The sequence below is a fragment of the Gammaproteobacteria bacterium genome (assembly GCA_033344735.1).
In the GTDB taxonomy this organism is placed as follows: Bacteria; Pseudomonadota; Gammaproteobacteria; order UBA4575; family UBA4575; genus UBA1858.
The window spans coordinates 1917514-1931022 of the sequence record JAWPMW010000001.1; the positions used below are offsets into that span (position 1 = coordinate 1917514).

Consider the following 13509-nt stretch of genomic DNA (forward strand, 5'->3'; position numbering starts at 1 on the left):
ATTTGTTTGTGAGAAGCATTGTTTACAGGGAGTTTTATCGTTTTTATGCGAATAACAAATTTAGGGATGGTCGGCGGGTTACTATTTACAATGTCAGCATTGGTCTATGCAGATATTGATATACCTTTGTTGTTGGAACCAGTGCAAACTAAAATTCACGAAACACCCTTGTCTGAGAAGAAACAAGAACAAAGAAACGCAGCAGAGTTTGATGGATTCGTGGACTATGTGTTAGTGAAAAAAAGAGAGCGTAAGCTACATCTATATGCTGAAGATCGGCTGGTTAAGTCTTATAAAATTGCTCTAGGTAAGCAGCCGAAAGGACAAAAAGTAAAGGAAGGAGACTCACGAACTCCTGAGGGTTTATACACTCTGGATTGGCGTAATCCGAACAGTAAATTTTTTCGCTCTATCCATGTTTCATATCCAAATGTTTTGCAGTCAAGGTCAGCAAAAGAAGCTGGAGTTGATCCAGGAGGCGCGATCATGATTCACGGCCAACCAAGTGATTGGTCTGAACGAATTAAATTAACCTTTAGCTATCAGGACTGGACAGAAGGTTGTATCGCTCTCGAGAATCAAGACATGATAGAAGTATGGGATCTCGTGCGAGACGGCACCCCAATAAAAATAGACCCATAGGCCACTCCTAGAGTTTCTGCTACTTGGCGAAAACTTTTTTAAGTAGATCGGTCGTTCTTTTAGCGGGGTTTTCTCTGATAGCCTTTTCTTCTATAGCTAAATAATAAAATATTCCGTCTATGCCCTTGTCTAATACATGCTGACTTAAATCAGCTTGTACATCCGGGACTAGAGGTAACGCTTTATACTTACCCATTGCATTGTTGTAAGTTTTAATTGCGCCGACTTCATTCAAACTATTATCAACAATAGGCTTCATCTCTGCTGATAAAGGAGAAGACATTTTACCTTTGAAGTATTGAGTTGCGGCATCTTCAGGGCCGTTTAAAATAGTTTTAGCGTCACTCCAAGTAAGTTCTTTAATAGCATTTAAAAATAGTGGTTTGGCCTTTTCGGTTGCAATTTCTGCAGCCTCGTTAAGTTTATTTTCAAGATTATTTAAAGAGCTACCCATGCCAAACTTGTTCATTGTTTTTTGGACAGTTTGTAATGACTCTGGTAATGGAATATGAATATTTGGGTCAGAATTAAATCCACCAGCGGCACTAAGTTGAGTGACAACATTTTCTGATCCTACGCTTAACGCATCTTTCAATGCGCCCACAATTTCATTGTCAGTGACTGATGAACTTGGCGTACTTCCATTGGTATTTAGGGCGTCTTTAATTTTATCAAACCACCCGGCTTGTATAGGTGTGAAGCCTAGAATTATCATCAATAAAAATACAAAATAAAGTAAAGATATTTTTTTGAATTTATAGGAGACCATTATTTACTATCCTGAATTTGAGGGTTATCAAAACTAAGATTAGATATATTTTTACGAGTTCCCAAATATACGGCAATGATAATAGCAGGTATGCCCAATCCTCCTGCATACAAGAAAAAGTTAATATAGCCAAGCTTATCGACAATTTCACCAGAGAACCCGCCAATGAATTTTGCAGGAAGCAGCATAACAGAGCTAAGCAATGCATATTGTGTAGCGGTATAAACCTTATTGGTTAAGCTGGATAAGTAAGCTATAAACACGGTTCCAGCTATACCGCCACTCAAGTTATCAGCGGTAATGACAATTACAAGTAATACAGTTTTTGGTTCTTGTGTGGCCAACCAAGCAAAGACAAGATTTGTTACTATAACTAGTATGCCAGCAATAATTAGTACTTTTAAAATGCCCCATCGCATGACTAAAACACCACCTAACAAAGCACCTAAAATAGTGACAACGACACCAAAGGTTTTTGAAACCAAGCCTACTTGTAGCTCGCTATAGCCCATGTCCGCATAAAAAGGACCAGCCATTACACCCATGGTAATATCACTTAATCTAAATGTTCCTATAAATAAAAGAATCACGATGGCAAAAACGCCATTACGCTTAAAAAAGTCAGCAAACGGACAAATAACAGCACCGATAAACCAAGCTATAAAATTTTGTATAAAACTCGGTAAAGCATTCGGCCTTGCCATAAAGTCAACAACTGCTTTTTCATGTGAAGCGATATCTTTAGAAGTAAGCCTTTTAGGCTCAGAAATAACGAGGGTAGTTATAATGCCTATTAGCATGCTTGCCCCCATTAAACTATAAGCAAAACTCCAGTTATAAAAATGAGCAAGTGAAAATGCTCCACCACCCGCTAGTAGCATTCCTAGTCGATAACCTAATTGATAGGTACCCGCCATCGCTCCTTGTTCGTAATCAGGGGCTGATTCAATTCTCCACGCATCAAGGGCGATATCTTGTGTGGCAGATGAGAATGCAACTAATAGAGCAAACATAATTAGCAAGGATAGCTGCTCTTGTGGATTAACAGTCCCCAAAAGAATTAAACCTGACAGAACGCCAATTTGTGCTACTAACATCCAACCACGTCGTTGACCAAGAGATTTTGAGAGGAAAGGAATTGATAGTCGGTCAACTAATGGCGACCATAAAAATTTTAGGCCATAAATAGCCGCAACCCATGAAATATAACCTATGGTGCTTCTGTCAATTCCTTCCTTGCGCAACCAAAATGAAAGCGTGCCAAATACCAACAGCAAGGGCAAACCAGCAGAAAATCCCAATAACAACATAGCCAACATTTTTGGGCGTAAGTAAATTTGAAATGATTGCGCCCAAGAACTCATATAACTAAAGAGTCAGTTTGTATTGTATGGATAAAGGTGCGTGATCTGAAAAACGTTCATCTTTATAGATTGCTTCTGAAGTAGCGAGACCTTTTAAGCCTGGTGTAGTAACCTGGTAATCAATTCTCCACCCAACATTATTATCCCATGCTTGCCCTCGATTTGACCACCAGGTGAATTGATTTTCCTGTTTATTTACTTCACGGAATGCATCAACGTAATTCTGTTTATAAAATAAATCATCCAACCATGCGCGTTCCTCAGGCAAAAAACCAGAATTCTTTTTATTACCTTTCCAATTTTTTAAATCTATTTCTTTATGAGCAATATTCCAGTCACCACAAATTATGTATTCACGTTTACGGCGTTTAAGCGATTTTAGATGCTGCATAAAAACTTCCATGAAACGAAACTTGGCTTGCTGCCTTTCTTCGCTGGATGATCCTGAGGGGGCATAGAGTGATACAACGGCGATATCAGAAAACTGTACTTCTAAATATCGACCTTCATTGTCAAATTCTTCAACACCTAACTTAGTTATCACTTTATGCGGTTTTTTACGACAATAAATAGCCACACCACTGTAGCCTTTTTTTTGAGCATCTACATAATAGTGGTGATAATCTTCTGGGAAGAAAACTTTATCGGCTTCTAACTGGTCAATTTGTGCTTTAGTCTCTTGGATGCACACAACATCTGCATTTTGCTGGGGCAACCAATCAAAAAAACCTTTTCTAGCTGCTGCTCGAATACCATTGGCATTCAAAGAAATTATTTTTGTCGTAGGCAATGGAAAATAGGTGAGATTGTTATAAGGGGGCGCTTACTTTAGCATGCTGAAAAACAACTATCATTAGACTAATAATATTATGACTGCAGCATCTTTTGTTGAATTTGCCCTCGAAAATGAGGCATTACAATTTGGGGAATTCACCCTTAAATCTGGGCGTATTAGCCCCTATTTTTTTAATGCTGGGAAGTTTAATCATGGCGCCGCATTTAATGTGCTCGGCCAATTTTATGCTGAAACCTTGATGATGGCCGGGATACAGTTTGACCTATTGTTTGGCCCTGCTTACAAAGGGATTCCATTGGCGACAGCTACTTCAATTGCTTTAGATAGCCATTACCAGCGTTCTGTTGGGGTAACGTTTAATCGCAAGGAGGCTAAAACCCATGGAGAGGCTGGCAAATTAATCGGGGCGCCATTAGCTGGACGAGTGGTAATAGTTGACGATGTGATTACTGCTGGGACGGCAATCCGTGAGAGTATGGACCTAATTCAAGAGACTGGCGCAGAGCCGGCTGCCATATTAGTTGCCCTAGATAGACAAGAAAAGGGACCTAAAGGTGAAAGCGCCATCCAAGAAATTGAAAAAGCCTACAATATTCCGGTTTTAGCCATTGCAAAATTGGAAAACTTGCTGGAATTTGCAAAAACACATGAAAACCTATCCGGCCAACTGGAACAATTGACATCCTATCGACAAACTTATGGTATTGAATAAGAACTCGCCGGAAAATTAGTGATCTAATCTAAAGTTTTAACCAGGAACACCTTGTTATAGTCATCATCTGTATGCGACTAAATAGAGCCATAATGTTTACGTTGATAACCACTATTGTGTGGAGTGGCTTTGCCTCGGCCGAATACTATCGTTGGAAAGATAAAAATGGTGATACTCAGTATGGTGATCAAGTCCCTGCTGAAGAGGTAGATAATGGACGTATCCGCGTCAATGAGAGTGGGCAAATTGTAGAACAAGTAAGCCCAGCAAGAACACCTGAAGAGCAAAAAATTTACGAAGAACAGCAGCGTATTGCTAAAATTGAACGTCAACGTAAAGAAGAGCAAGAGGCATATGACAGGGTACTACTGGCCACATTTAATAGTACCGAAGAAATCATTCAGGTAAGAGATGAGCGAATAAGTCTGATCGAGCAATCTATTAAACTATCTCGAGAACGATTACGAAAGCAGCAAAAGGAGCTGGCTAAATTAAATGACAGTCGTAATCGGTTTATCGATAGAGACATGGAACCGCCTAAATGGATTGATAACAATGAGCGTAAAGTACTCAGCAGAATTGCGGGTATTGAAGAATATATCAGTGACAAAGGCTTAGAAAAGCAAAGACTTCGTCGACGTTTTGGTGAAGACCTCACTCGCTTTAAAGAACTTACTAAAAGATCTATTACCTCTCGATAAGGGTTCCAATTCCCTGGTCGGTAAATAATTCAAGTAATACCGCATGCTGAATGCGCCCATCGATAATATGTGCCGTCTTCACACCAGATTGCAATGCATCTATGGCACAACGTACCTTAGGCAGCATTCCACCGTGAATCACTTCAGAGTCAATCAATTCGTTAACTCGTGAAGGCGATAATCCAGTTAGTAGTGTGTCACCATCCATAACCCCAGTAGTATTAGTTAATAATATTAGCTTCTCACTCTTAACCACTGCAGCAATACTAGCAGCAACTGAATCGGCATTGATATTATAAGTTTCTCCATTATCACCAATACCTATAGGCGCTATTACAGGAATAATATCACTGGCAAAGAAAGTATCTAACACAGATGGGTTTATACCATTTACCTTGCCGACATGACCTAAATCGATAATTTCAGAAGCGTTAGCTTGTGGGTCAGAAGATGATATTTTTAGTTGCTTTGCATGGATTAAGTCACCATCTTTTCCTGATAAACCCACTGCACGACCACCTTGTTGGCTTATTAGGTGGACAATTTCTTTATTAACTTTGCCACCTAAAACCATTTCAACTACATCCATAGTTTCCTGATCGGTGACCCGCATACCTTCAATAAATTTTGATTCTTTGCCTAGCTCTTTTAGTAATTGACCAATCTGAGGTCCGCCACCGTGAACAATGATGGGCTGTAGCCCAACTTGCTTAAGTAAAACAATATCTCTTGCAAAGCTATTTTTTAAAGCTGGCTCGGTCATCGCATTACCACCATATTTTACAACAATGGTCTTCCCTGAAAATCGTTGTATATAAGGTAAAGCTTCGCTTAGGACTTTAGCAGTGTTAATAGCGTCACTAGAGTTCATAGTTGTCTAAAAAGGTAGATTAATCGTTGAATCGACCGAGTGAATTTGAGATTTAAAGTTATCTTTTAACTGCTCTAATTTTTGTTCACTTTCAGCTTCAAAACGAATGACTAATGATGGTGTTGTATTTGATGCACGCACTAAGCCCCAGCCATAATCAAAGTCTGCACGTACACCATCAATAGTGGATAGCTTCGCATCAGTAAAGTTCGATTGATCAATAAACTTTTTTATGAATTCATGTTGAGCTCCATCTCTATCAAGAGTAACGGTAATCTCAGGCGTACTTACATCATTAGGGAGCTGACTAAAAATTTCACTAACTGGCCTTGAGTCAGCTGCTAATATTTCTAACATACGTGCTGCAGAGTACAAGCCATCATCAAAGCCAAACCAACGCTCTTTAAAAAATATGTGCCCACTCATTTCCCCAGCTAATAAGGCGCCGGTCTCTTTCATTTTATTTTTAATAAATGAATGCCCAGTCTTCCACATAGTTGCTTTACCACCGGCTTGTTCAATGTAACTGGCTAAGTTCCGCGATGACTTTACATCAAAAATAATTTCAGCACCTGGGTTTCTGGATAGCACATCTTGGGCGTATAACATCATCTGACGATCAGCCCACAACACTTCACCATGTTCATCGACGATACCAACACGATCGCCATCTCCATCAAATGCGAGCCCTAAGTCTAATTTTTTATTAATTACGGTGCTGATTAAATCTTGTAAATTTTCTGGCTCACTAGGGTTAGGGTGATGGTTAGGGAAGTTACCATCAACATCACAGAATAATTCGCTGACATTACACCCCAAGCTGTTGAATAAATTAATTGCGCTTGGTCCTGCAACACCATTACCACAATCGATAGCAATAGAAAGAGAGCGTTTTAATTTAACCTCTTTACAGATAGTCGCTAAGTAGTCTTCAAGAACATCTACTTGATGTACATTTCCATTACCATTATTGAAGGTTCCTTTTTCAATACAGGCATATATATCTTGAATCATATCGCCAAACAAAGTTTTTTCGCCCATAACCATTTTAATGCCATTGTATTCCGGCGGATTATGACTGCCAGTGACCATTAAACCTGAGCCCGTACCCAGAGAATGTGTTGCGTAATAAAGCACGGGAGTTGGCACCTCGCCGATATCGATAACATCAATTCCTGTAGAACTTAAGCCTTTAATTAAGTTATCAGCAAGCTCTTTACTAGTAAGGCGGCCGTCACGACCAATGGCGACTTTTTTGCATTGCGGATACAGGGTACCGATAGCTTTTCCGATTAGTAATACAACATCAGGGCGTAAATCTGTTTTAACTACACCTCTGATATCATATGCACGAAATATGCTGGAGTTTACGTCCACTGTTATCTCCTAAATTTATAAATGTTATGCATTACTGTTTTCCTGTATGTCCAAAACCACCTTCGCCACGCTCAGTTTCTGTAAATTCTTCGACGATTTCAAAATTAGCTTGCACTACAGGGAGAAAAACCAACTGAGCTATTCTATCACCTGGCTCAATGTTAAATTGCTTATTACCTCTGTTCCACAGGGACACCATTAAAGGACCTTGATAGTCAGAATCAATTAAGCCGACTAGGTTGCCAAGCACAATGCCATGTTTATGACCTAAGCCAGATCGTGGGAGTATGACTGCTGCTAGCGAAGGATCATCAATAAAAATTGAAATGCCAGTCGGGATTAAATGGGTTTCGCCAGGCGCTACAGTCATACTTTGCTCAACGCAGGCCTGTAAATCCAAGCCGGCGGAACCGTTGGTGGCATAGTTTGGTGTTGGAAATTCAGTTCCAATACGCTTATCTAGTACTTTTAGTTTGATTTTATTTAGATTGGAGGTAGGTGACATTAGTTTTAGAATTCTGTTTTTTAAATTGATTTGCAATGTGTTTAATTATGATTCGCGCAAGCTCGGCTTTGCGAGTTCGACTGACTGACACAGTATTAGTATCGGTAATAATTTCAACTGCATTGTAATCACTATCAAAGCCTTGGTCGGCTAATCCAACTTGATTAGCAACTATCATATTTAGTGATTTTATCTTTAGTTTCTCAGTTGCATGTTTAACTATGTTTTCTGTTTCAGCAGCAAAGCCGACGCAAAACAAGTCAGCATGTAATTGTTTAATATCTTTTAGAATGTCAGTTGTTGGCGATAACTTTATTGTTAGAGTGTCATCGACCTTCTTAATTTTTTGCGTTGCTATAGTGACAGGGTGGTAATCAGCAACTGCAGCCGACGCAATAAATAAATCTGCATTGTCACAATGTTCAACAACTGCAGCATGCATTTGTTGGGCAGTTTCAACATGTACATAATGGATGCGCTCATTCTGTTGCAAATGCGTGGGACCACTAATGACGGTTACATGCGCCCCTGCTTCCATAGCGGCATCAGCAATGGCATAACCCATTTTTCCAGAAGAGCGATTACTGATAAAACGAACAGGGTCAATAGGCTCTATTGTGGGGCCTGCGGTGATAACAACTTTCTTTGCAGATAGGCTGTTATTAGAAAATAAAGAAATGCACTGATGAACTAGGTCGTCAGGTTCAAGCATTCTTCCTTCGCCCAATTCCCCGCACGCCTGTAAACCCTGGGCAGGCCCGAAAACTTTGATGTCGCGTTCACGTAAATCAGCAATGTTATTTTGCGTCGCGGTATTATTCCACATTGCTTGATTCATTGCGGGTGCAACTGCTAGTGGGCCTATATGAGCAAGGCACAAAGAACTAACAAAACTGTCAGCGACACCATTACTAATTTTGGCGATTATATTTGCGGTCGCAGGAGCAACAATGATGGCATCCGACCAGCGTGCCAAGGCAATGTGATCCATTCCTGCTTGATCAAAACTACGATTATCAGAGGCATGCACCGGATAACCAGAGAGGGCTTGAAAGGTAAGTGGAGTTACAAACTTGGTTGCACTTTCAGTCATTACTACACGTACTTGTGCGCCTTCCCTTTGAAGAGCGCGTACAAATTCGGCACTCTTATAGGCAGCAATTCCGCCGCTGACGGCGACAAGGATATGTTTGTTTGCCAGCTTCATGGCAAAGAAGTGTACCAGAATCAATCCTTAGATCGTGAATCTAACCCTAGTTTTTGTTGATGATGATACGAAATTGGCCACTAGAAAGTCGTCCTCGAGAAAGGCTTATTAACGAAGGCGCAGATGTATTAACTGACGCAGAATTACTCGCTATTATTTTGAGAACGGGGACAGTGGGTAAAGGGGTGCTTGAGCTATCACAAGAGCTCCTAAATCGTTTTGGTGATTTGCGTGGATTACTTGGTTGCGAAAGTGATCAATTACAAGCGATTAAAGGTCTTGGGCCCGCTAAATTTGCTCAGATTGCTGCGATTAGTGCAATTACACAACGCAGTCTAAGACAGCAATTAGTGGCACGCCCAGCCATGACAGGGACAAAGGACGCAGCTAAATTTTTACTGGCTAAAATGCGTGATTATCAATCTGAGGTATTTGCGTGTTTGTTGTTAGATACTCGCAATCAATTAATTCGATACGAGGAGCTTTTTACTGGTTCAATAAACGGAGCGAGCGTATATCCACGAGAAATAGTCAAGCTAGTTCTAAAGACTAATTCTGCAACTGTCATATTTGCACATAACCACCCTTCAGGAAATCATCAGCCTAGCGAAGCAGATAAACTTATAACGACAAGACTTAAAAAAGCGTTAGATCTAATTGATGTGACAGTACTCGATCATATTATTGTTGGTGAAGACACTTTTTCCATGGCTGAGCATGGATTAATTTAATTGTTGCGATTCAATAGCGTCTATTTTTACTAAAGCATCTACTAATTGGTCAATGTTTTGATGGGTATGTTCACTCGATAATGTAATACGTAAACGAGCAGTGTTATTAGGCACTGTAGGTGGCCGTATTGCTAATACGAGTAAACCATATTTCTCAAGTTGCTGACTAAACCAAACGGTCTTTTTATTCTCGCCAATAATAATAGTTTGAATTGCTGTAATAGAGTCTAATAAGGTCAGCCTTGTTTCAGATAATTGTTTGCGAAAGTAGTCAATATTTGAATGTAACCGTTGGCGTCTTTCTGGTTCGTTAATTATAATATTTAAACTTTGCTGTGCAGCAGCAGCAAGCGCAGCTGGAGGGGAGGTGTTATATATCAACGTACGTGCTTTCTGAATGAGATAATCAATCGAATCATTATCTGCTAATACAAAAGCACCGCTACTCCCAAATGATTTTCCAAACGTCCCAATTAAAATATCTACTTTAGAAGAGTCTGTTCCAGTATGCTCTATGCTACCTTTCCCATCTTTACCTAACACACCTATCCCATGAGCATCATCTATTATTAACTTATCATTAGGGCTAGATTTTAGCTCATAAAGTTGATCAATTGGTGCAATGCTTCCTTCCATGCTAAAAACGCCGTCACTGACAATCAGACGTGATGATGACTGGTGACCTTCTAAAACATCTTTGGCATGTTGTATATCACGGTGATGGTAGCGCTTTAAAACACTTCCAGCATATTTTGCAGCATCAATGAGTGATGCATGGTTTAAGCGGTCTTCTAAAATTAATTGATGGCGGGAACTAAACGCAGAGATCACACCAAGATTGGCTAGGTAACCTGAAGAAAATAAAACACAACGTTGGTAACCAAGATAATCGGCTAATTTTTCTTCAAGCGATGCATGTGCTGATGAGTAACCACTAATAAGCTGGGAGGCGCCACTGCCAACCCCAAATTTTGAAATAGCTTCTGTTGCTGCTTGGCAAATTCGTTTGTCGTTAGCTAGCCCAAGATAATCATTACTGCAAAAGGATAAAAATGATTGACCATCTATAGTGACCTGAACTCCTTGAGGGCTATCTAACGGACGACGTTTTCTATATGCGTCTTGCTGTTTTAGCTCAGTTAACTGTTTTGATACTGAAGTTTGCACCGATAAAGAGGCTAGTGACTCGCTTGTGCTTCTAAACTCATTCCTAGGCGGTCAAATAGACGTGTATCTTCATCGATATCAGGATTCGGAGCAGTTAATAATTTTTCCCCGAAAAATACTGAATTGGCGCCGGCATGAAAACACAGAGCTTGCATGGCATCATTCATTGATTCGCGGCCTGCAGATAATCGTATATATGTTTCGGGAATTAATATGCGCGTTGCAGCAATCATGCGAACAAACTCTATAGGGTCAAGTTCATCGGTGCCATATAAAGGCGTTCCTTCAATTTGTACCAATAAGTTAATAGGTACTGATTCAGGTTGAGGATCCATATTTGCTAGTTCAAGCAGCAAGCCTACACGTTGTTGACGATTTTCACCCATCCCGAGGATACCGCCGGAACAAACATGAATACCAGATTCTCGAACATTCTTTAAGGTGTCTAATCTATCTTGATAATCACGAGTGGTAATAATCTCGCCATAAAATTCTGGGGAGGTATCTATATTATGGTTATAAAAATCTAAGCCAACATCGGCTAATCGCTTAGATTGTTTTTCTGTCAGCATCCCCAGTGTGACGCAGGTTTCTAGTTGCTCCGATTGAACTTCCTTAATCATCTCAATGACTGTTTCAAGGTTCTTATCCGTTGGGTTACGCCAGGCTGCTCCCATGCAGAAGCGAGTTGCACCTTGTTGTTTAGCGTTACGTGCAGCTTCTCTGACCTCATCTAGAGATAGTAAGCGTTCACGCTCTAAACCGGTGTCGTAGCGTGCGCTTTGAGGGCAATACGCACAATCTTCAGGGCAGGCGCCTGTTTTGATTGAGAGTAGGGTGCTAGCTTGGATTGAGTTTGGATTGTGATGAGAGCGGTGAATGCTTTGTGCTTCAAATAACAGGTCATTAAAAGGCTTAGCGAAAATATCGCTAACCTCTTGTTTACTCCACGCTTTATTGGTCATTTACTATTTGCTCAATCAGATATTTAGGTACCGGAGTCTAAACACCTACAGGCACTTGTCAAATGAAAGCTGTTGTTAAACTTTACAAGTGGGGCCAAGTTATCAACCGGACAGTATATCCATGGATATGCTGCGTATGTGGCAGCAATGATCATAGAGGAATTGGGGTGTGTGATGCTTGTATTCATTATTTGCCCTGGTGTTCTGAGAATAGGCTATGTGGCATTTGCGGCCTACCAATTGCAGCAGAAATGAGCGTAACTAAGATATGCGGTAAGTGCCAACAATTACCTCCTTACTATGATGCTACCCATGCTAATTTTTGGTATCAGCCACCTATCGATAAATTAATCTCACACTATAAATATTTTAATCAATGGCAAAATGCACATACATTAGTAAAATTGTCAGCTAATAAATTTAGTGCTGTTGCTAAAACTGGTCTTGTAATACCTATGCCCAGTCATCCTGCGCGAGTTCGTCAAAGAGGGTTTAATGCCGTATTCGAGTTGATTAAATTATTTAGAAAAGAAATAAAATTTGACTATAGCCTTAACTGTGTGTTTCGAACTAAAAATACCCAAACACAAACAAACAAATTAAAGAATCAGCGTAAAAAAAATGTAAAGAACGCTTTCAAAGTAACTAGCCAAATTGATTATGACCACGTGATTATATTTGACGAAGTAGTTACAACAGCAGCGAGCGTAAATGAGCTTAGCTACTGTTTAAAAAAAGCAGGTGTTAAGCGAGTCAGTATCTATGCAATAGCGCGAACTAAATAGGTAACCAATAACTCGCAGCAATACCTATAAATATAACCAGTCCGACGTAATTGTTATTTAGAAACGCGTCAAAGCAATCAAACGGTCTTCGAGAATAAATAAGTATTTGTTGATAGAAGAAAAGTAATGCGGCTAAAGCTAAACTACAAAAATACCAATAGCGCAAATCAGTTTGTGTACCAACTGATATTAGAGCCAGTATCACGAAGGTTTGTAATATGGCGATAATAGTACGGTCAGCAGGGCCAAATAAAATAGCCGTAGATTTAACGCCAATTCTTACGTCATCTTTACGGTCTACCATACCATATATGGTGTCATAAGCAGTTGTCCAGATTAAGGTCGCAATAAATAGTAACCAGCCCCATTGCGGCGGAAATGCACTAGTATGTGCAACGAATACCATTGGGACAGCCCAAGCAAATGCCAGACCTAAATGAACTTGCGGTAAGTAATGCAGACGTTTAGTGAACGGGTAAGAAGCTGCTAATACAACGGCGACTAAAGAAAACATTAATGTCAGCTTATTTAGAAAAAAGACCACTAAAAAGAAAGCAATGAGACTTAATATAAGAAAAATTGAAATAGCTTCTAAGGAAGACACATTACCTGTGACCATAGGGCGATTTCTTGTTCTCTCTACATCAGCATCAAATTTTTGGTCAGCATAATCGTTTATCGCACAACCAGCAGAGCGCATTAAAAATACACCAAGTATAAATACAATTAAAATTGTTAAGTCTGGCTTTCCCTCACTAGCAATTAGCAATGCCCAAAGTGTGGGCCATAAAAGAAGAAAAATACCTATAGGTTTATTTAAACGAATAAGGTGGGAATATGCAGTTAACTTTTGTTTTATAGGCATAATATTGCGTAAGTAATTATCTGCTTTATGTCTAGCATGATAGCATTACCAT

Annotated in this window: 15 protein-coding genes; 5 read left to right on the plus strand and 10 right to left on the minus strand. The window is 39.8% G+C overall.

What is annotated here, in order from left to right; translation table 11 throughout:
• Positions 1 to 45: 45 nt before the first annotated feature.
• Complete coding sequence (locus R8G33_09825; GenBank protein MDW3095958.1) at positions 46 to 642, plus strand: L,D-transpeptidase family protein; 597 nt, start codon at positions 46 to 48, stop codon at positions 640 to 642.
• Positions 643 to 661: 19 nt separating this feature from the next.
• Here the strand turns inward: R8G33_09825 and R8G33_09830 are convergent, their stop codons facing one another.
• The 3 genes from R8G33_09830 to R8G33_09840 are packed head-to-tail and all read right to left on the minus strand — an operon-like array spanning position 662 to position 3565.
• Positions 662 to 1411 carry a DUF4197 domain-containing protein gene (locus R8G33_09830; GenBank protein ID MDW3095959.1) on the minus strand — a complete coding sequence of 250 codons (750 nt, stop codon included), beginning with the start codon at positions 1409 to 1411 and terminating at the stop codon, positions 662 to 664.
• On the minus strand, positions 1411 to 2775 hold the full coding sequence (locus R8G33_09835; protein MDW3095960.1) for an AmpG family muropeptide MFS transporter: 1365 nt from the start codon (positions 2773 to 2775) through the stop codon (positions 1411 to 1413). The genes R8G33_09830 and R8G33_09835 overlap by 1 nt, the downstream gene beginning before the upstream one ends.
• A 4-nt stretch (positions 2776 to 2779) precedes the next feature.
• Positions 2780 to 3565, minus strand: coding sequence for an exodeoxyribonuclease III (locus tag R8G33_09840; GenBank protein ID MDW3095961.1), 786 nt, complete (start codon positions 3563 to 3565; stop codon positions 2780 to 2782).
• A gap of 79 nt (positions 3566 to 3644) precedes the next feature.
• On the opposite strand from R8G33_09840, the gene pyrE reads away from it, so the two are divergent.
• Together pyrE and R8G33_09850 are read left to right on the plus strand one after the other, a co-directional pair.
• Positions 3645 to 4283 (plus strand): orotate phosphoribosyltransferase, encoded by a 639-nt coding sequence (gene pyrE, locus R8G33_09845; GenBank protein ID MDW3095962.1) that lies wholly within the window; start codon positions 3645 to 3647, stop codon positions 4281 to 4283.
• Positions 4284 to 4375: 92 nt separating this feature from the next.
• Positions 4376 to 4984: a DUF4124 domain-containing protein gene (locus R8G33_09850; protein MDW3095963.1), complete on the plus strand. Its 609-nt coding sequence runs from the start codon at positions 4376 to 4378 to the stop codon at positions 4982 to 4984.
• Here R8G33_09850 and argB read toward each other — a convergent pair.
• From argB to coaBC, 4 genes are read right to left on the minus strand one after another with little or no spacing between them, the layout of a single operon-like run.
• Positions 4971 to 5855 (minus strand): acetylglutamate kinase, encoded by an 885-nt coding sequence (gene argB / locus R8G33_09855; protein ID MDW3095964.1) that lies wholly within the window; start codon positions 5853 to 5855, stop codon positions 4971 to 4973. The two genes, R8G33_09850 and argB, sit on opposite strands and share 14 nt — an antisense overlap.
• A gap of 6 nt (positions 5856 to 5861) precedes the next feature.
• On the minus strand, positions 5862 to 7232 hold the full coding sequence (locus R8G33_09860; protein ID MDW3095965.1) for a phosphomannomutase/phosphoglucomutase: 1371 nt from the start codon (positions 7230 to 7232) through the stop codon (positions 5862 to 5864).
• Between the two features lie 31 nt (positions 7233 to 7263).
• Positions 7264 to 7737, minus strand: coding sequence for a dUTP diphosphatase (gene dut / locus R8G33_09865; protein MDW3095966.1), 474 nt, complete (start codon positions 7735 to 7737; stop codon positions 7264 to 7266).
• Positions 7712 to 8944 carry a bifunctional phosphopantothenoylcysteine decarboxylase/phosphopantothenate--cysteine ligase CoaBC gene (gene coaBC, locus R8G33_09870; protein ID MDW3095967.1) on the minus strand — a complete coding sequence of 411 codons (1233 nt, stop codon included), beginning with the start codon at positions 8942 to 8944 and terminating at the stop codon, positions 7712 to 7714. The genes dut and coaBC overlap by 26 nt, the downstream gene beginning before the upstream one ends.
• Before the next feature lie 59 nt (positions 8945 to 9003).
• Between coaBC and radC the strand changes: the two genes are divergently transcribed.
• The gene (gene radC, locus R8G33_09875) at positions 9004 to 9675 is read left to right on the plus strand and encodes a DNA repair protein RadC (protein MDW3095968.1); all 672 of its coding nucleotides are present in this window, start codon (positions 9004 to 9006) and stop codon (positions 9673 to 9675) included.
• On the opposite strand, the gene bioF is transcribed toward radC, so the two are convergent.
• Together bioF and bioB are read right to left on the minus strand one after the other, a co-directional pair.
• A complete protein-coding gene (gene bioF, locus R8G33_09880) occupies positions 9667 to 10842 on the minus strand; it encodes an 8-amino-7-oxononanoate synthase (protein MDW3095969.1) in 1176 nt (391 codons plus the stop codon). The two genes, radC and bioF, sit on opposite strands and share 9 nt — an antisense overlap.
• Positions 10843 to 10853: 11 nt before the next feature.
• The gene (gene bioB / locus R8G33_09885) at positions 10854 to 11807 is read right to left on the minus strand and encodes a biotin synthase BioB (protein ID MDW3095970.1); all 954 of its coding nucleotides are present in this window, start codon (positions 11805 to 11807) and stop codon (positions 10854 to 10856) included.
• Positions 11808 to 11869: 62 nt separating this feature from the next.
• Between bioB and R8G33_09890 the strand changes: the two genes are divergently transcribed.
• Positions 11870 to 12592, plus strand: a complete 723-nt coding sequence (locus tag R8G33_09890; GenBank protein MDW3095971.1) for a ComF family protein — start codon at positions 11870 to 11872, stop codon at positions 12590 to 12592.
• On the opposite strand, the gene ubiA is transcribed toward R8G33_09890, so the two are convergent.
• Positions 12585 to 13457 carry a 4-hydroxybenzoate octaprenyltransferase gene (ubiA, locus tag R8G33_09895; protein ID MDW3095972.1) on the minus strand — a complete coding sequence of 291 codons (873 nt, stop codon included), beginning with the start codon at positions 13455 to 13457 and terminating at the stop codon, positions 12585 to 12587. The two genes, R8G33_09890 and ubiA, sit on opposite strands and share 8 nt — an antisense overlap.
• Positions 13458 to 13509: the final 52 nt, after the last annotated feature.

Excerpts from the sequence above, each read along its gene's own strand:
- R8G33_09825 (MDW3095958.1), top strand. The coding sequence starts at position 46 with ATGCGAATAACAAATTTAGGGATGGTCGGCGGGTTACTATTTACAATG.
- R8G33_09830 (MDW3095959.1), bottom strand. The coding sequence starts at position 1,411 with ATGGTCTCCTATAAATTCAAAAAAATATCTTTACTTTATTTTGTATTT.
- R8G33_09835 (MDW3095960.1), bottom strand. The coding sequence starts at position 2,775 with ATGAGTTCTTGGGCGCAATCATTTCAAATTTACTTACGCCCAAAAATG.
- pyrE (MDW3095962.1), top strand. The coding sequence starts at position 3,645 with ATGACTGCAGCATCTTTTGTTGAATTTGCCCTCGAAAATGAGGCATTA.
- R8G33_09850 (MDW3095963.1), top strand. The coding sequence starts at position 4,376 with ATGTTTACGTTGATAACCACTATTGTGTGGAGTGGCTTTGCCTCGGCC.
- argB (MDW3095964.1), bottom strand. The coding sequence starts at position 5,855 with ATGAACTCTAGTGACGCTATTAACACTGCTAAAGTCCTAAGCGAAGCT.
- dut (MDW3095966.1), bottom strand. The coding sequence starts at position 7,737 with ATGTCACCTACCTCCAATCTAAATAAAATCAAACTAAAAGTACTAGAT.
- coaBC (MDW3095967.1), bottom strand. The coding sequence starts at position 8,944 with ATGAAGCTGGCAAACAAACATATCCTTGTCGCCGTCAGCGGCGGAATT.
- radC (MDW3095968.1), top strand. The coding sequence starts at position 9,004 with ATGATGATACGAAATTGGCCACTAGAAAGTCGTCCTCGAGAAAGGCTT.
- bioB (MDW3095970.1), bottom strand. The coding sequence starts at position 11,807 with ATGACCAATAAAGCGTGGAGTAAACAAGAGGTTAGCGATATTTTCGCT.
- R8G33_09890 (MDW3095971.1), top strand. The coding sequence starts at position 11,870 with ATGAAAGCTGTTGTTAAACTTTACAAGTGGGGCCAAGTTATCAACCGG.
- ubiA (MDW3095972.1), bottom strand. The coding sequence starts at position 13,457 with ATGCCTATAAAACAAAAGTTAACTGCATATTCCCACCTTATTCGTTTA.